The organism is Pseudonocardia sp., from assembly GCF_035305885.1.
Taxonomy (GTDB): Bacteria; Actinomycetota; Actinomycetes; order Mycobacteriales; family Pseudonocardiaceae; genus Pseudonocardia.
In genome coordinates this window covers 1-15,550 of sequence record NZ_DATGOP010000153.1, presented here as the reverse complement: position 1 = coordinate 15,550, position 15,550 = coordinate 1, and the positions used below count along the sequence as shown (strand labels likewise).

General features: G+C 75.5%; 16 protein-coding genes. 11 read left to right on the top strand and 5 right to left on the bottom strand.

Going from position 1 to position 15,550, the window contains the following annotated elements; genetic code table 11:
- Window positions 1–77 precede the first annotated feature (77 nt).
- From VKZ81_RS34800 to VKZ81_RS34775, 6 genes are read left to right on the top strand one after another with little or no spacing between them, the layout of a single operon-like run.
- Window positions 78–905: a glycosyltransferase gene (locus VKZ81_RS34800; protein WP_324246028.1), complete on the top strand. Its 828-nt coding sequence runs from the start codon at window positions 78–80 to the stop codon at window positions 903–905.
- Between the two features lie 50 nt (window positions 906–955).
- Entirely contained in the window at window positions 956–1,792 is an 837-nt protein-coding gene (locus VKZ81_RS34795) for a tetratricopeptide repeat protein (protein WP_324246027.1), read from the top strand.
- Window positions 1,776–2,678 (top strand): homocysteine S-methyltransferase, encoded by a 903-nt coding sequence (mmuM, locus tag VKZ81_RS34790; protein ID WP_324246026.1) that lies wholly within the window; start codon window positions 1,776–1,778, stop codon window positions 2,676–2,678. Before VKZ81_RS34795 ends, mmuM begins: the two co-directional genes overlap by 17 nt.
- Window positions 2,679–2,698: 20 nt before the next feature.
- Window positions 2,699–3,439, top strand: a complete 741-nt coding sequence (locus tag VKZ81_RS34785; RefSeq protein WP_324246025.1) for a glycosyltransferase family protein — start codon at window positions 2,699–2,701, stop codon at window positions 3,437–3,439.
- Between the two features lie 27 nt (window positions 3,440–3,466).
- Window positions 3,467–4,537, top strand: a complete 1,071-nt coding sequence (gene manB / locus VKZ81_RS34780) for a mannose-1-phosphate guanylyltransferase (RefSeq protein WP_324246077.1) — start codon at window positions 3,467–3,469, stop codon at window positions 4,535–4,537.
- 2 nt (window positions 4,538–4,539) lie between these two features.
- Window positions 4,540–5,451 (top strand): DNA-3-methyladenine glycosylase family protein, encoded by a 912-nt coding sequence (locus VKZ81_RS34775; RefSeq protein WP_324246024.1) that lies wholly within the window; start codon window positions 4,540–4,542, stop codon window positions 5,449–5,451.
- A 7-nt stretch (window positions 5,452–5,458) separates the two neighbouring features.
- Here the strand turns inward: VKZ81_RS34775 and VKZ81_RS34770 are convergent, their stop codons facing one another.
- The 4 genes from VKZ81_RS34770 to VKZ81_RS34755 are packed head-to-tail and all read right to left on the bottom strand — an operon-like array spanning window position 5,459 to window position 10,400.
- Window positions 5,459–6,331: a carbohydrate ABC transporter permease gene (locus tag VKZ81_RS34770; protein ID WP_324246023.1), complete on the bottom strand. Its 873-nt coding sequence runs from the start codon at window positions 6,329–6,331 to the stop codon at window positions 5,459–5,461.
- A 2-nt stretch (window positions 6,332–6,333) separates the two neighbouring features.
- Window positions 6,334–7,266 carry a carbohydrate ABC transporter permease gene (locus tag VKZ81_RS34765; protein ID WP_324246022.1) on the bottom strand — a complete coding sequence of 311 codons (933 nt, stop codon included), beginning with the start codon at window positions 7,264–7,266 and terminating at the stop codon, window positions 6,334–6,336.
- On the bottom strand, window positions 7,263–8,576 hold the full coding sequence (locus VKZ81_RS34760; protein ID WP_324246021.1) for an ABC transporter substrate-binding protein: 1,314 nt from the start codon (window positions 8,574–8,576) through the stop codon (window positions 7,263–7,265). The genes VKZ81_RS34765 and VKZ81_RS34760 overlap by 4 nt, the downstream gene beginning before the upstream one ends.
- 24 nt (window positions 8,577–8,600) lie before the next feature.
- Window positions 8,601–10,400: a glycoside hydrolase family 127 protein gene (locus VKZ81_RS34755; protein ID WP_324246020.1), complete on the bottom strand. Its 1,800-nt coding sequence runs from the start codon at window positions 10,398–10,400 to the stop codon at window positions 8,601–8,603.
- A 141-nt stretch (window positions 10,401–10,541) separates the two neighbouring features.
- On the opposite strand from VKZ81_RS34755, the gene VKZ81_RS34750 reads away from it, so the two are divergent.
- Window positions 10,542–11,540 (top strand): LacI family DNA-binding transcriptional regulator, encoded by a 999-nt coding sequence (locus VKZ81_RS34750; protein ID WP_324246019.1) that lies wholly within the window; start codon window positions 10,542–10,544, stop codon window positions 11,538–11,540.
- Between the two features lie 12 nt (window positions 11,541–11,552).
- Here VKZ81_RS34750 and VKZ81_RS34745 read toward each other — a convergent pair whose 3' ends face one another.
- Window positions 11,553–11,933, bottom strand: a complete 381-nt coding sequence (locus VKZ81_RS34745; RefSeq protein ID WP_324246018.1) for a nitroreductase family deazaflavin-dependent oxidoreductase — start codon at window positions 11,931–11,933, stop codon at window positions 11,553–11,555.
- A 64-nt stretch (window positions 11,934–11,997) separates the two neighbouring features.
- Here VKZ81_RS34745 and VKZ81_RS34740 point away from each other — a divergent pair, with 64 nt between their 5' ends.
- From VKZ81_RS34740 to VKZ81_RS34725, 4 genes are all read left to right on the top strand, one after another.
- A complete protein-coding gene (locus tag VKZ81_RS34740; protein WP_324246017.1) occupies window positions 11,998–12,396 on the top strand; it encodes a helix-turn-helix domain-containing protein in 399 nt (132 codons plus the stop codon).
- Between the two features lie 206 nt (window positions 12,397–12,602).
- Complete coding sequence (gene cofD, locus VKZ81_RS34735) at window positions 12,603–13,595, top strand: 2-phospho-L-lactate transferase (protein ID WP_324246016.1); 993 nt, start codon at window positions 12,603–12,605, stop codon at window positions 13,593–13,595.
- Window positions 13,588–14,787, top strand: a complete 1,200-nt coding sequence (locus VKZ81_RS34730) for a coenzyme F420-0:L-glutamate ligase (RefSeq protein WP_324246015.1) — start codon at window positions 13,588–13,590, stop codon at window positions 14,785–14,787. The genes cofD and VKZ81_RS34730 overlap by 8 nt, the downstream gene beginning before the upstream one ends.
- The gene (locus VKZ81_RS34725; protein WP_324246014.1) at window positions 14,781–15,323 is read left to right on the top strand and encodes an NUDIX hydrolase; all 543 of its coding nucleotides are present in this window, start codon (window positions 14,781–14,783) and stop codon (window positions 15,321–15,323) included. The genes VKZ81_RS34730 and VKZ81_RS34725 overlap by 7 nt, the downstream gene beginning before the upstream one ends.
- The last annotated feature ends 227 nt before the right edge of the window (window positions 15,324–15,550 follow it).

Here is a 15,550-nt window from a genome sequence, read left to right as displayed (position 1 = left end):
CGGGTGACCGCCGTCCCGGCTGTGCCAGTTGCACACCGTTACTCCGGTGGACGCGGCCGGAGCGGAGGGAGCGCGCGTTGTCCGAGCAGCTGTCGCTTCTGCTGCCCGTCTGGGCGGGTGATCGCCCCGACTTCCTCGACGCCGCGTTCCGCTCCTCGGTGGACGCCCAGACCCGCCGCCCCGACCAGGTCGTGATCGTCCGTGACGGGCCGGTGCCCGACCCGCTCGTGGACAAGCTCACCGAGCTCGCGAAGGAGAGCCCCGTCCCGGTCGACGTCGTGGAGCTCGAGCGCAACGTCGGCCTCGGGCCCGCGCTCGACGCCGGGCTCGCCGCCTGCCACCACGAGGTGGTGGCCCGCATGGACGCCGACGACATCTCGCTGCCCCACCGGTTCGCGGTGCAGCTGCCGATCATCGAGGCGGGCGCCGACATCGTCGGCTCGGGGCTGGTCGAGTTCGCCGACGACCCGGAGGAGCTGGGCGCGCTGCGGGCCGTGCCGACCGACCCGGAGGAGATCCGCCGCCGGGCCCGGTTCGCCACCCCGTTCAACCACCCGACGGTCGTGTACCGCAAGGCGCTCGTCACCGGCGTCGGCGGCTACACCGACTTCGCGAAGATGGAGGACTACCTGCTGTGGGCGAAGCTGATCCTCGCCGACGCGCGGGTGGCCAACGTCGCGGAGCCGCTCGTGAAGTACCGCGTGGGCGCGGGCGCCTACGCCCGCAGGGGCGGGCGCGATCTGCTGCGCGCCGAGATCGCCCTGCAGCGGCGCTTCCGGCAGCTCGGGTTCACCACGCGCACCCAGTTCGCGCGCAACCTCGTCGTCAGGGGCGGCTATCGGTTGGTCCCGGAGGGCTTGCGCCGATCGGCGTACCGGAAGGTCATCGCCCCGTACCGCCGGTGACACCCGTCCCCGGTAGTGGCAGCATCGCGCCACCCGATCGAGGGGGTGCGATGGATTCCTCACCGGAGGATCTCGCGGTGGAGGGCGCGGCGCTGCTCGCCGACGGCCGCCCGCGCGAGGCGGCCGAGGTGCTGCGCCGGGCCGTGGCGGGCGGGGACCCGTCGGCGTTCGACCTGCTCGTGCGCGCCTACTTCGACAGCGGCAGCTGGCGCGCGGCCGTCGAGCTGCTGGAACCGCACGTCGAGCAGGGCGACCTGCGCTGCGCCGGGCGGATGGGCGTCGCGCTGGTGCAGCTCGGCGAGCGGGAGCGGGCCGAGGCGGTGCTGCGGCTCGCGGTGGGGTCGGGGGACGTGCCGGCCGCGAACGACCTCGCGATCCTGCTGCGCGACGAGCGGCGGCTGGGCGAGGCCGTCCGGGTGCTCGTCGACGCGGCCGCCGCGGGCGACCAGCTCGCCGCGGCCAACCTGGTGGCGCTGCAGCTCGAGGCGGGGGATCTGCCCGCCGCCGTCGAGGCCGCCGAGCGGTACGCCTCCGAGCGGCGCCCCGACACGATCCTGGCCCTGGCCGACGTCCGCGCCCAGCAGGGCCGCTACGCCGACGCGGACGCGCTCTACCAGCGCGCCGCGCGGCTGCGCGCGCTGCGCGCCCACACCTCCTACGGGCAGTTCCTGCACGCCCGCGGTGACGTGGCGGCGGCGGAGCGGGAGCTGTGGGAGGCCGAGCGGGTCGGCGAGCCGGGGGCCGCGTTCGCCTACGGCCGGTTCCTGCTGGACGAGGGGCGGGGCGAGGAAGCGCGCCCCCACCTGCAGGCGGCGGCCGCCGAGGGTGACGAGGCGGCCCTCGCCGCCCTGGCGGAGCTGGACGGGGTGGATGCCGACGAGTACTGAGCCGGGCACCGGCCTCCCGCTTCCCGAGGCCGTCCTCGTCACCGACGGCGGCATGGCCACCGCGCTCGAGGCGCGCGGCCACGACCTGTCCGACGCGCTGTGGTCGGCGCGGCTGCTGCTCGACGCGCCTTCCGAGATCGCGGCCGTCCACCGCGACTTCTTCGCCGCCGGCGCCGACATCGCGATCACCGCGAGCTACCAGGCCTCCTTCGAGGGGCTCGCCGCCCGCGGCGTCGACCGGCAGGGGGCCGAGCGGCTGCTGCGCCGCAGCGTCGAGCTGGCGAGGCAGGCCGCGCCGCCCGACGGCCGCCCGCGATGGGTCGCGGCCTCGGTCGGCCCGTACGGGGCCGTCCTGGCCGACGGGTCGGAGTACCGCGGCCGCTACGGGCTCCCCGTCGCGGCGCTGCGGGACTGGCACCGGCCGCGGATCGAGGTCCTCGCCTCCGCGGGGCCCGACCTGCTCGCGCTCGAGACCGTGCCCGACGTCGACGAGGCCGAGGCGCTCGTCGAGGCCGTCGCCGGGATCGGGGTGCCCGCGTGGCTGAGCTACAGCGTCGCGGGCGAGCGCACCCGCGCCGGCCAGCCGCTCGCCGACGCCTTCGCCGTGGCGGCGGACGCGCCGGGGATCGTCGCCGTCGGGGTCAACTGCTGCGCGCCCGCGGACGTGCCCGCCGCAGTGGCGCTGGCCCGCGAGGTCACCGGCAAGCCGGTGGTCGCCTACCCCAACAGCGGGGAGGGCTGGGCGGGTGGGTGGACCGGCCCCTCCCGCTTCGTCGCCGCCGACGCCCGCCGCTGGATCGAGCTCGGCGCCCGGATCGTGGGGGGCTGCTGCCGCGTGGGGCCCGCGCAGATCGCGGAGCTCGCCGCGGCGGTGGGGCGTCGGTGATCACCGCTAGTCTGCGCGCGGTGGAGAGCGATCCGGTGCGGGAGTACGGCGACGCGCTGGCCGCCGTCACCGTCACCCGGCGCGGGCGGCCGGCGCTGGAGGGGCTGCGGGCGACGCTGCCCGAGCAGCTGCCCCTGGTGGTGGTGGACACCGCCTCGTCCGAGCGGGGCGGCGACGCCGTGCGCCTGCCCGAGGACGTGGGCTGGGCCGCCGCGGTCAACCGCGGGGTGGCCGGGCTGGCCCGGGAGGTGGGCTGGGTCGTGCTCACCGCGCCGGGCGTGCGCTGGCGGCCGGGGGCGGTCGACGCCCTGCGCGCCGCCGCGGTGCGCCACCCCAGGGCCGGGCTGCTCGGACCGGCGCAGCACGGGGCCACCGGGCGCACCGGCGGGCCGGTGCCGCGCCTGCGCGACGCCGTCCGCGGCCGCATCCCGGGGCCCGCGGGGCCAGGGCCGACGGGGTGGCTGTCGAGCGCCGCCCTGCTCGTCCAGCGCTCCGCGTGGGACTCCGTCGACGGGTTCGACGCCCGTTACCTGGACGGACCCGGCGGGTTCTGCGACATCGACCTCGGGGATCGGATGGGGCGGGCCGGGTGGCTCGTCGTTTTCGTCCCGGATGTCGTGATCGATGTCGAGCCCGGTGACACGATCGTGGACGGGCACGGCATTCTGGAGCCGCACGCGGCCGGGCTGCACCGGTTCGTGCGCGACCGCGCTCGCGGACCGGCGCGGGCGCTGGCGGCGCTCGCGCGCCGCGCACTTTGACCCTTGGACGTAGGAGGAGAGCGCGTGCTGGACGACGTCGAGGCCGTGGTGCTGGTCGGCGGCAAGGGAACGCGGCTGCGGCCGCTCACGCTGTCGGCCCCCAAGCCCATGCTGCCGACGGCCGGCGTGCCGTTCCTGGCACACCTGCTCTCGCGGATCCGGGCCGCGGGCGTGCGCCGGGTGGTGCTCGGCACCTCGTACCTCGCGGAGACGTTCTCCGAGTACTTCGGCGACGGCAAACCGCTCGACCTCGAGCTGGAGTACGTGGTCGAGGACGAGCCGCTGGGCACCGGCGGCGGCATCCGCAACGTGTACAAGTACCTGTCGGCGCGCGACATCCTGGTGTTCAACGGCGACGTGCTGTGCGGCACCGACCTGACCGCCGTCGTCGACACCCACCGGCGCACCGAGGCCGACGTCACGCTGCACCTGGTGCGGGTGCAGGACCCCCGCGCGTTCGGCTGCGTCCCCACCGACGAGGACGGCCGCGTCACCGCGTTCCTCGAGAAGACCGAGGACCCGCCCACCGACCAGATCAACGCCGGCTGCTACGTGTTCCGCCGCGAGGTGATCGAGCAGATCCCCGAGGGCAGGCCGGTGTCGGTGGAGCGCGAGACGTTCCCCGGGCTCCTGGAGTCCGGCGCCCGCGTCTCCGGCCACGTCGACTCCGCCTACTGGCGCGACCTCGGCACCCCGCTCGACCTGGTGAAGGGCTCGGCCGACCTGGTCCGCGGCGTCGCGCCGTCGGCCGCCCTGCCCGGCCCGACCGGCGAGCAGCTGCTGCTGGAGGGCGCCGAGGTCGACAGCACGGCGCGCGTGTTCGGCGGCACGGTCGTCGGGCGCGGCGTGAAGATCGGCAAGGGCGCCCGCGTCGACGGCTCGATGCTGTTCGACGGCGCCGTCGTCGCCGACAACGCCCGCGTGGTGAACTCGGTGGTCGGCAACGGCGCCCGGATCGAGGAGAGCGCCGCCGTCTACGACGCGGTGATCGGCGACCGGGCCGTCGTCGGCGCCCACTGCGAGCTGCGGCACGGCATGCGCATCTGGCCCGACGTGGTGCTGCCGCCGCACGGCCTGCGCTTCTCCCCGGACGTCTGATCGTGGTCGGGGCGAGCACGCGCGAGTGGCGGCCGGGCTTCCCGCTCGACGTCGCCGGCGTGCTCGCCCCGCTGCGCCGCGGCCGCGGCGACCCCACCTGGCACGCCGACGGCTCGGCGATCTGGCGCACCGGCACCACCCCGGACGGCCCGGTCACCGTGGCGCTGCAGCGGCGCTCCGACGGCGCCGTGGTCGCCGACGCGTGGGGGCCGGGCGCGGCGTGGTCGCTCGACCGGCTCCCCGCGTTGCTCGGCGCGAACGACCGACCCGAGGAGTTCGTCGCCCACCACCCGCTGGTCGCCGACGCCGCCAAGCGGATGCCCGGGCTGCGCCTCGGCGCCACCATGCGGGTCTGGGACGTGCTGGTGCCCGCGGTGCTGGAGCAGAAGGTCACCGGCACCGAGGCGCGCCGCTCGTGGCGCGAGCTGTGCCGCCGCTACGGCGAGCCGGCGCCGGGCCCCGTCCCGGACGGCATGCGGGTCCCGCCGACGCCGGCCCAGGTGCGCGCGATCCCGGACTGGGAGTGGCACAAGGCGGGCGTCGACCTCGCCCGCAGGCGCGCCATCCTGGCCGCGGCGGCGGTGGCGCACCGGCTGGAGACCGCCTGCGAGCTGGGCGGCGCCCGCGGGCGGGAGCTCCTGCGCAAGGTGCCGGGCATCGGGGTGTGGACCGCCGCCGAGGTCGCCCAGCGCGCGTGGGGCGACGCCGACGCGGTGAGCGTCGGCGACTTCCACATCCCGTCGGTCGTGGGCTGGGCGCTGCTCGGCCGCCCCCTCGACGACGCGGGGATGCTCGCCGAGCTCGCCCCGTACGCGCCGCAGCGGCACCGCGCGGTGCGCTACATCGAGGCGTCGGGGTTCCGCCGCCCGCGCTTCGGGCCGCGGTTCGCGCCGAAGGACTACCGAGCCATGTGAGCCGGGCTCAGCCCTTCACCGCGCCCGAGGCCAGGCCGGCCACGTAGAAGCGCTGCAGCGCGACGTAGAGCACCACGCAGGGGATCATCGCGATCACCGACCCGGCCGCGATGTAGCCGAAGTTGATGTCGCCGTACGTGCCCTGCTGCAGGTTCACCATCGCCACCGGCAGCGTGTAGAGGTCGCGGTCGGTGAGGAAGGTGAGCGCGCCGAGGAACTCGGTCCACGCGGCGAGGAACGCGTAGAGCGCCACGGTCGCCGCGCCGGGCAGGATCAGCGGCCGCAGCACGGACGTGACGATCCGGAACGTGCTCGCGCCGTCGATGTGCGCGGAGTCCTCCAGCTCGCCGGGCACCGACGAGAACGCGTTGCGCATGACGAGCACCCCGAACGGCAGGTTCACCGTGGTGTTGAACAGCACCAGCCCGAGCAGGCTGTCGGTGAGCCGCATGAGGTTCATCTGCAGGTACAGCGGCGTGAGGATGGCCTGGAACGGCACCATCATCGACGCGACCACCAGCGCGAACGCCACCGGAGCCGCCCGGAAGCGGAACCGGGCGAAGCCGTAGCCCGCCGCGGTGGCGAGCACGGTGGTCAGGGCGGCCGTGCAGAGCGCGACGACGAGGCTGTTGCCGACCGCCCGGATCAGGTTCCCCGGCCCGGTGACGAGCGCGACGAAGTTCTCCGCGGTGAGGTCGAAGAACGTCGCGGGGTCGGGCGCGGCGACGATCACCTCGCCCGGCTGCACCGACCGGAACAACCCCCACGCCAGCGGAACGGTGAACACCCCGAAGGCACCCGTGCCGCCCACCGCGTAGAGCACCCGCTTGGTGCGCGTCTCGCGCCGCCCGGTGTCGTTCCTGCTCGACGTGCTGCTCATGCTCACTCCTCGCCGCGCAGCAGCCGCAGCTGCAGGGCCGTCACCAGCGCGACCACGACCACGAGCACGATCGACAGCGCCGTCGCCGAGCCGAGCTGGAGCTGCACGAACGCCCGCTTGTAGATGTGGAGTACGACGGTCGTGGTCGCAGATCCCGGACCGCCGCTGGTCAGGATGTAGAACTGGGTGAACGCCAGCAGCGATCCGATCACCGAGATCACGAGGCTCATCGCGATCGTGCGGCGCAGCATGGGGATCGTGATCCGCCATTCCTGCTGCCACCAGCTCGCGCCGTCGAGGTCGGCGGACTCGTAGACCTCGCGCGGGATGGCCTGCATGCCCGACATCAGCAGCAGCATCGTGAGGCCCGAGACGCCCCAGATCACCAGCACCGAGATCAGCACCGTCGCGAGCCGGCCGTCCACCAGCCACGCGGTGCTGCCGTCGGTGAGGCCGAGGGCGGCCAGCACCAGGTTGACCGCGCCGCTCCCCGGCTGCGCCTCGAGCAGCGCGATGAACGACAGGGTCGTCAGGCCCACCACGAACGGCAGGAAGAAGACGGTGCGCAGCAGCGTCGCGCCCCGGCGCCGGGTGCGCACCAGCACCGCGAGCGCGTAGCCGAGCACGAGGATCGGGAGCGTGACGATGGCGGTGTAGAGCAGCGTGTAGCCGACCGCGCGCAGGAAGCCGAGGTCGTTGCCGATGTTGACGTAGTTGGTGAGGCCCGCGAACTCGACCTCGCCGATCAGCGGCCAGTTCGTGAAGGAGATGCCGAGCGCGAACGCGAGCGGCGCCAGCGCGAACACCGCGATCATCGCGAGCGCGGGTGCGACGAGCAGCAGCCCGGTGCGCGGGGGGTGGGTGAGCGAGCGCGCGCGGCGGGCGGGTGCCGCGTCGGTCGGCGCCGCCGCGGGCGCGGACAGCACGGCGCTCATGCGCTCGCCTGCCCGAGGATGCGGTCGAAACCGTCTTGCGCTTCAGCCATGGCAGCCTCGATCTCGCCGTCGAAGACCGCGCGGCGGAACATCGTGAGCCACGGGCCGTCCGGCTGGTTGAAGATCTCGTTGTACGGGAGCGTCCTGGGCGCATAGCCCTCGTGTTGCTCCAGCAGCGGGGGCAGGACCAGCGGGTACCGCGCCGCGAACTCCGGGGTCGCGACGTCGCTGCGCACGGGCGTGTAGCCGCCCTCCGGCAGCGCCGACTGCTGCGCGAGGTCGAGCGCGAACCGCACGAACTCCCACGCCCCGGAGGCGTTCGCGGCACCCCGCGGGATGCACATGTTGTCGCCGCCGTCGAAGAACGCCCGGCCGCCGTCCGGCCCGGGCAGCAGCCGGACCGTGGTGGCGGCGACGAGGTCGGGGTCGGCGTCCGAGGTCACGGTGCTGTAGTTGGAGGGGAACATCCCGATCCGCCCCGCCCGGTAGTCCGCGCCCCAGCGGGAGGCGTCGTCGGCGAAGTTCTCCGGCGGCACGAGCCCGTCCACCCACAGCGCCCGGTAGAACTCGAGCATCCGCGCCACGGCCTCGTTGCCGAGCACGTTGCCCGTCTGGGCCCCGACCTCGCCCGTGATGAGGTCGGTGTCGGCGGCCCACACGTGCGGCTGGACCACGAACCCGAGCGCGCCCTGGGCGTTGCCGGGGAACGACCAGCCGCGGACGTCGCCGCCCAGGGCGGTGATCCGCCGGGCGGCGTCGAGCAGCGCGTCCAGGTCGGTGGTGGCCTCGTCGACGTCGAGCCCGGCCCGCTCGAACAGGCGCGTGTTGCAGAACAGGGCGGAGTTGTCGGCGAGGTAGGGCACCGCGAAGCGGCGCTCGCCGACCGTGGCCAGCGCCAGGTGCCCCGGGCTGAGCCGGTCGGCGTAGTCCAGCTGCGCGATCAGGTCCGTGAGGTCGGTGAACGCGTCGCGGAAGACGAACAGCAGCGAGTTGATGTCGTCGATGTCGACGAGGTCCGGCACGTCCCGGGCCCGGATCGCCGTGGCGAGCTTCGTGACGTACTGGACGTCCGGGATCGGGGTGAGCTCGACGACGAGCCGGTCCTGGCTCGCGTTGAACCGCTCGACGAGGTCGGTCAGCCCGGCCTGGGTGGCCGCCCGGCACCACACGCGCACGGTGCCGGTGGCCGAGGTGCCGAAGCCGGGGGCCGTGGTGTCCGGCTCCGGCAGCACCGAGCTGCACGCCGGCAGCGCGGTGGCGAGCGCGCCGAGGCCGGCGAGGCGGAGGAAGCCGCGTCGTGAGGTCGTCATCGTCCTCTCCTGCGGGCCGGCGATTCAGGCGGTGGGCAGCCAGACGCGCATGGGGGCGGGGCCGCGGTTGGCCCAGGCGTAGTACGGCACGAGCGTGAGCCCGCCCGCGGTGACGACCGTGACGCCGCCGAGCAGGTCGGGGCGGTGCTCGCTCGACCGCGGCGCGTCGGGGTCGATGCGCAGGTCGTCGACCGGGGTGGCGTGGTCGGCCTGCTCGGCGGCGTACACCAGCGGGCCGCGCTCCAGCGCGATGCAGCCGCGGACCGCGTCGACGCGCGGGTGCGCCGTGGTGGTGCGCACGTCCATCGGCAGCCGCAGCTCCACGACGTCGCCCGCCGCGGCGTCCACCGCCGCGTAGCCGGGCTGCACCGGCGTGCCGTCGAGCGTGGCCGACCCCGCCCACGCGGGCACCCGCAGCGAGAGCCGGACCGGCCCGGGCGCGGCGTCGACGCGCACCCGCACGAGCCCGTCCCACGGGTAGTCGGTCTCGACGGTCAGCGTCGTCGCACCGGCGGTGATCGTGCCGGGCGCGTACTGGTGCAGCTGGACACCCCGGTCGTCGCGGGTGGCGAGGTAGCCCTCCAGCCCGGCCAGGGTGCGCATGACGTTGGGCGGGCAGCAGGCGCAGTCGAACCAGCCGCGCCTGCCGTGGGCGGGGGAGCGGTTGCCGTCGGCGTGGGCGTCGCTGCGCAGCTGCAGCGGGTTGACGTAGAAGTACTCGGTGCCCGCGAGCGACACCCCGGACAGGAAGCCGTTGAAGAGCATCCGTTCGATCGCGTCGGCGTAGCGGGCGTCGCCGGTGGCGAGCAGCATCCGCCAGGCCCACTGCACGCCGCCGATGGCCGCGCAGGTCTCGGCGTAGGCGCGGTCGGTGGGCAGCTCGTAGGGGTCGCCGAACGCCTCGCCCTCCCAGCGCGCGCCCAGCCCGCCGGTGACGTACATCTTCGTGGCGGTCATGTGGTCGAACTGGGTGGCGAGGGCCCGCAGCAGGTCGGCGTCGCCCAGCTCGGCGGCGACGTCGGCGGCGCCCGCCGCGAGGTAGACCGCGCGGACGGCGTGGCCCTCGACGGTGGTGGCCTCCCGCACCGGGACCCGGTCGGAGAAGTAGGTCGGCTCCTTCCCGTACGCAGCGATGAGCCCGTGCCCGCGGGCGTCGACGAAGTAGCGGGCGAGCTCCAGGTGGCGCGGGTCGCCGGTCTCGCGGTGCAGCTCGACCAGCGCCATCTCGATCACCGGGTGGCCGTCGACGTCGTGGCGGCGGTCCGGGCCGAAGGTGTCGGCGAGGTGGTCGGCGAACCGCACCGCGACGTCGAGCAGCGCGGTGTCGCCGGTGCAGCGCGCCTGCGCCACCGCGGCCTGGATCAGGTGGCCCGCGCAGTAGTGCTCGTGGCTCCACGGCAGGTCGGTGTAGCGCCGGTCGCCGTGGCGGACCTGCACGACCGAGTTGAGGTAGCCGTCGGGGGCCTGCGCCGCCGCGACGACGTCGGTGACCTCGCGCTGCAGCCGAAGCAGCTCGTCGGACGGCTCGCGGGCGTACTCCCACGCGACCGCCTCGAGCCACTTGTAGACGTCCGAGTCGGCGAAGACCGGACCGACCGGCTCCCCGCTCGACCGGCCGGCCGCGATGCGCAGGTTCTCGAGGTTGCCCGCCTCCTCCAGGCGCTCCCGCCCCACCCGGATCGCGGCGGCGTTGGCCCGCTGCCGCCCGGCCCAGAACCCGCCGATGCGCACGTCGCCGAGGCCCAGCGGGCGCAGCGCGGCACGGGCCGTCGGCGTCGGGGCGGCGGGGCCGCGCGTGCTGGTCGAGGACGAAGTCGCCGTCATGCCGCTCCTGAAGCGTACGGAAAATTAGGAATTCGTTTTCCGGCAGACCGTAGGCGCGTGGATGCGGCCCCGTCAAGGCGAACTGCCAGGCTGCCGGGGTAGGCTGCGATCGACGTCGGAACGAGCGGAAAGGGGTGCCGGGTGACGAGTGGCCGCACCGGCGTCGTCCGCATCACCGACGTCGCCGCGCTCGCCGGGGTCTCGCCCGGCACCGCGTCGAAGGCGCTCAACGACACCGGGCAGCTGCGTCCGGAGACCCGCGAGCGCGTCCGGCGGGCCGCCGAGCAGCTCGGCTTCACCCCGGACGGCCGCGGGCGCGCGCTGTCGTCGGGGCGCAGCTACACCGTCGGGCTGATCACCACCGACAGCTCGGGTCGGTTCAGCATCCCGATCATGCTCGGCGCCGAGGACGCGCTGTCGGCGGGCGAGATGGCGCTGCTGCTGTGCGACACCCGCGACGACCCCGTCCGCGAGCAGCACTACGTCCGTACGCTGCTCGCCCGCCGGGTCGACGGGATCATCGTCACCGGCAGGCGCACCGAGCCGCGGGCCCCGATCGACGTCCCGATCCCGGTCGTGTACGCGTTCTCCGCCTCCACCGACCCGGCCGATGCGTCGATCCTCGTCGACGACCAGGGCGGGGCGGCGAGCGCGGTCCGGCACCTGCTCGACACCGGCCGCACCGCGATCGCCCACGTCACGGGCCCGGAGCGGCACCGCAGCGCCGTCGAACGCGCCGTGGCCGCCGCCGAGACCGCGGGCGATGCGTTCCGCGGGCCGGCCCTCTACGGGGAGTGGAGCGAGCGGTGGGGGCGGGCCGCGGTGGACCTGCTGCTGCGCGCCCACCCCGACCTCGACGCCGTGTCCTGCGGCAGCGACCAGATCGCCCGCGGCGTGTGCGAGCGGCTGCGCGAGCTGGGCAGGCGCATCCCCGACGACGTCGCCGTCACCGGCTACGACAACTGGGACGTGATGGCGCTGGCCTGCCGGCCGCCGCTCACCACCGTCGACCTCGAGCTGGAGGAGCTGGGCAGGCGCGCGGCCGGGATGCTGCTCGACGCCGTCGGCGGGCGGCCGCACCGCGGCACGCTGGAGATGCCCACCCGGCTCGTGATCCGCGCCTCCACGCTGCCCGACTGATCCCGCTCGGGGTCACGCCGGCGGCGCCAGCTCGACGAAGCGGCGCACGTCCGCCGGGCCGAGCAGCGCCCGCGCCCACCCCGGCAGCCGGTCACCGACCTCGGCGCGGTCACGCACCCCCACCAGTGCGACGTCCGCCGCGACCCCGCCCTGCACCAGCCGTCCGCCGCCGGACCGTTCCAGGTTGGCACGCCAGTGCACGTCCTCGCCGTAGGCGAGCGCGATCAGCCATCCCCCGTCGGACGGGAAGGCCATCACCGGGGAGCGGTACCGGCGTCCGGTCCGGCGCCCCGTGTGCTCGACGACGGCGAGCGGGCGCACCCGCCGGGCCAGCGGGAGCACCGCCGGGTTCAGGGCGCGGGCGACCCGGCGGAACGGTCTGGGCAGCGGCATCTCGGCCGCCAAGATACGGGCGGTATCTCCAAGAAGATACGGCAAGTGTCTTAGGGTGGCGACCATGGGAGTTCGCCGGCACGGCGCCGAGCTCGAGCGCGCGATCGTCGAGGCCGTGTGGGCGGAGCTGGACGAGGTCGGGTTCGCGGCGTTCCGCGTCGGCGCCGTCGCCGAGCGCGCCCGCACGAGCAAGCCCGTCCTCTACCGGCGGTGGCCGGGGCGCGCGCACCTGGTCCTGGCCGCGATCCGGTACGCCGCCCGCGCCCCCGCCGCGCCGGACCCCACCGGCTCCCTGCGCGGCGACCTGGTCGCCCTCATGGCCGCGCTGGCCGCGCACGCCCGCCGCATCCCGTCGTCCGCGCTGTGGGGCGTCCTGGCCGAGGGGGAACGCGACCCCGGCTGCGCGCCGCGATCCTGGACGCCCTCGACGACGGCACGGCCCACGACGCGCTCGCCGCCATAGCCGACCGCGCCACCACCCGCGGCGAGCTACCCGCCCGGCCCGGCCCCGCGCTGCTGCGCCTCCCGGCGGTGCTCGTCCGCGAGCGGGTGCTCGTCGGCGTCCCGCCCACCGACGCCGAGGTCGAGCACCTGGTGGACGAGGTGGTTCTCGTCGCATGGCGCGCGGGTGCGGACGCAGGGTGATCACGCGCGCGTAGGCTCGCGCGCGTGAAGGTGACGGTGTTGGTGGGCGGTGTCGGCGGCGCCCGGTTCCTGCTCGGCGTGAAGGCGGCGCTCGGGCTGCCCGCGGTGGGGGAGGGCGAGTCCCCGCACGAGGTGACCGCGGTCGTCAACGTCGGTGACGACGTCTGGATGCACGGCGTGCGGATCTGCCCGGACCTCGACACCTGCATGTACACCCTGGGTGGCGGCATCGACACCGAACGCGGCTGGGGGCGGGTCGGCGAGACGTGGACGGTGCGCGACGAGCTCGCCGCCTACGGCGCCGAACCCACCTGGTTCGGGCTCGGCGACCGGGACCTCGCCACCCACCTCGTGCGCACCCGGATGCTGCGCGCCGGTTACGCGCTCTCCGACGTCACCGCGGCGCTGTGCACCCGCTGGCGCCCCGGCGCCCGGCTGCTCCCGGCCACCGACGACCGCGTGGAGACCCACGTCGTCGTGGACGACCCGGAGACCGGGCCGCAGGCCCGCAAGGCCATCCACTTCCAGGAGTGGTGGGTGCGCTACCACGCAGAGCCGGTCGCCCACGAGATCGTCTCGGTCGGCGCGGACCAGGCGACCCTGCTGCCCGCCGCCCGCGACGCGATCCTCGAGGCCGACGCCGTGCTGCTCGCGCCGTCGAACCCGGTCGTCAGCATCGGCACCATCCTCGCCGTGCCCGGCGCGCGCGACGCCCTGCGCGAGACGAAGGCGAAGGTGGTGGGGCTCTCGCCGATCATCGGGGGGAAGCCGGTGCGCGGGATGGCCGATGCGTGCCTGACCGCGATCGGCGTGGAGACCACGGCCGAGGCCGTCGGGCGGCACCTCGGGGCGCGCTCCGCGGGCGGGGTGCTCGACGGCTGGCTCGTGCACAGCGGCGACACCGCCGACGTGCCGGGCGTCGAGGTGCGGTCGGTGCCGCTGCTGATGACCGACGTCGAGGCCACCGCGGCGATGGCCCGGCGCGCCCTCGAGCTCGCGGGGGCGACCGTTGCGTGACCACGCCGCCCCCGAAGGGCTCTCCGTCCTCCCGGTTCGCGGGCTCCCGGAGTTCCGCCCGGGTGACGACCTGGCCGGCGCGCTCGCCGCGGCGGCGCCGTGGCTCGAGGACGGTGACGTCGTGGTCGTCACGTCCAAGGTCGTGTCCAAGGTCGAGGGCAGGCTCGTGCCCGCGCCCACCGACCCGGAGGCGCGCGACGCGCTGCGCCGCGAACTCGTCCTCGCCGAGACCGAGCGGGTGCTCGCCCGGCGCGGGAAGACGCTGATCGTCCAGGGCAAGCTCGGGATCGTGCAGGCCGCGGCGGGCGTCGACGGCTCGAACGTGCGCCGCGACGAGCTCGCGCTCCTGCCCGCCGACCCGGACGCGAGCGCCGCCCGGCTGCGGGCCGACCTGAAGCGGCTGCGCGGCGTCGACGTGGCGGTCATCGTCACCGACACGCTCGGCCGGACCTGGCGGGTGGGCCAGACCGATGTCGCGATCGGCTCCGCCGGGCTGCCCGTGCTGCACCGCTACGAGGGCGCGCACGACGCCGAGGGCAACGAGCTGCTCGTCACCGAGGTCGCGCTGGCCGACGAGGTGGCGGCGGCGGCCGACCTGGCCAAGGGGAAGCTCGGCGGGCTGCCGGTCGCGGTGGTGCGGGGCCTGCACCCGGTCGACGACGGCTCCACGGCGCGCGACCTCGTCCGCCCGGTCGAGGAGGACCTGTTCTGGCTCGGCACCGAGGAGGCCATCGCCCGGGGCAGGCGCGAGACCGTCCTGCTGCGCCCCGACCCGGACGAGCTCGCCGACGAGGAGGTGGACGCCGCCGCGGTGCGCCGTGCGGTCGGCGCGGCGCTCGCCACCGAGCCGACGATCCGATTCGCCTGGATGCGCGAGAAGGGCCGGCGCGCGGCGCTCGTCGCGGCGTTGGCCGACGAGCGGCTGGCGCGCGCCCCCGAGCTCGTGCTCGCGTTCTCCGCGGGCGCCGACCCGCTCGCCGCGGGCGCGGGCGTCCACGCGTTCCGGGTCGCGCTGGCGGCCGATGGCCTCGCCTCGTACTGGACGGGGCCGGTCGCGGAGCACGCGGTCGGCGCGTACGTCGACATCCCGCCGGGATGGGAGCTGCGCGGCGCCGTCGGCGTCGGCGTGCCGGCCGAGCCGCCGCAGCCGCGGGCGCCCGGGGAGCCGGCGATCGGGCTCGTCGAGTGGTAGCGCCAGCCACGGCGGCGGCGGAGCTGCGCGCCTGGGAGCCGGCGGATCCCGGCCAGCAGGGCCTGCGGCACGCGCTGCTCGCCTTCATCGATGCCCGCCCCGACGACGCGTGCTCGCGCTCGTGCGTGCCCGGCCACCTCACCGCGTCGGCGCTCGTGGTCGACGCCGCCGCGGAGCGCACGCTGCTCACCCTGCACCCGCGGGTGGGGCGGTGGATCCAGCTGGGCGGGCACTGCGAGCCCGGCGACGCCTCGCTCGCGGACGCGGCGCTGCGGGAGGCCGCCGAGGAGTCGGGCATCGAAGGGCTCGTGATCGACCCGGAGCCGCTGCACGTCGACGTCCACCCGATCACCTGCTCGCTCGGCGTGCCGACCCGCCACCTCGACGTCCGGTTCCTCGTGCGGGCGCCCGCCGGGGCGGTGCCGCGGATCAGCGACGAGTCCGACGACCTGTGCTGGTGGCCGCTCGACGCGCTACCCGAGGACGCCGACACCGTCCCGGCGATGGTGGCGGCCGCCCGCCGCCGCCTGGCCTGACCCACCCCCGGCGAGTCGCGCTCTCCGTGTGCGCGAGTCGCGCTGTGAGTGCGGGCGAGTCGCGGTCTCCGTCCGGGCGAGTCGGGGTCTCGGTGCATGCGTGTCGCGGTCTCGATGTGCGCGAGTCGCGGTCTCGGTGCGCGCGAGTCGGGGTCTCGGTGCGCGCGTGTCGGGGTCTCGGTGTGGGCGAGGTGCGGCCTGCGCTCCCGGCTCTCGGTCCGCGCGCA

What these genes read in the sequence shown, in the direction of transcription:
- VKZ81_RS34795 (WP_324246027.1), top strand. Translation starts at nt 956, where the DNA reads ATGGATTCCTCACCGGAGGATCTCGCGGTGGAGGGCGCGGCGCTGCTC.
- mmuM (WP_324246026.1), top strand. Translation starts at nt 1,776, where the DNA reads ATGCCGACGAGTACTGAGCCGGGCACCGGCCTCCCGCTTCCCGAGGCC.
- VKZ81_RS34770 (WP_324246023.1), bottom strand. Translation starts at nt 6,331, where the DNA reads ATGAGCAGCACGTCGAGCAGGAACGACACCGGGCGGCGCGAGACGCGC.
- VKZ81_RS34765 (WP_324246022.1), bottom strand. Translation starts at nt 7,266, where the DNA reads ATGAGCGCCGTGCTGTCCGCGCCCGCGGCGGCGCCGACCGACGCGGCA.
- VKZ81_RS34760 (WP_324246021.1), bottom strand. Translation starts at nt 8,576, where the DNA reads ATGACGACCTCACGACGCGGCTTCCTCCGCCTCGCCGGCCTCGGCGCG.
- VKZ81_RS34755 (WP_324246020.1), bottom strand. Translation starts at nt 10,400, where the DNA reads ATGACGGCGACTTCGTCCTCGACCAGCACGCGCGGCCCCGCCGCCCCG.
- VKZ81_RS34745 (WP_324246018.1), bottom strand. Translation starts at nt 11,933, where the DNA reads ATGCCGCTGCCCAGACCGTTCCGCCGGGTCGCCCGCGCCCTGAACCCG.
- VKZ81_RS34740 (WP_324246017.1), top strand. Translation starts at nt 11,998, where the DNA reads ATGGGAGTTCGCCGGCACGGCGCCGAGCTCGAGCGCGCGATCGTCGAG.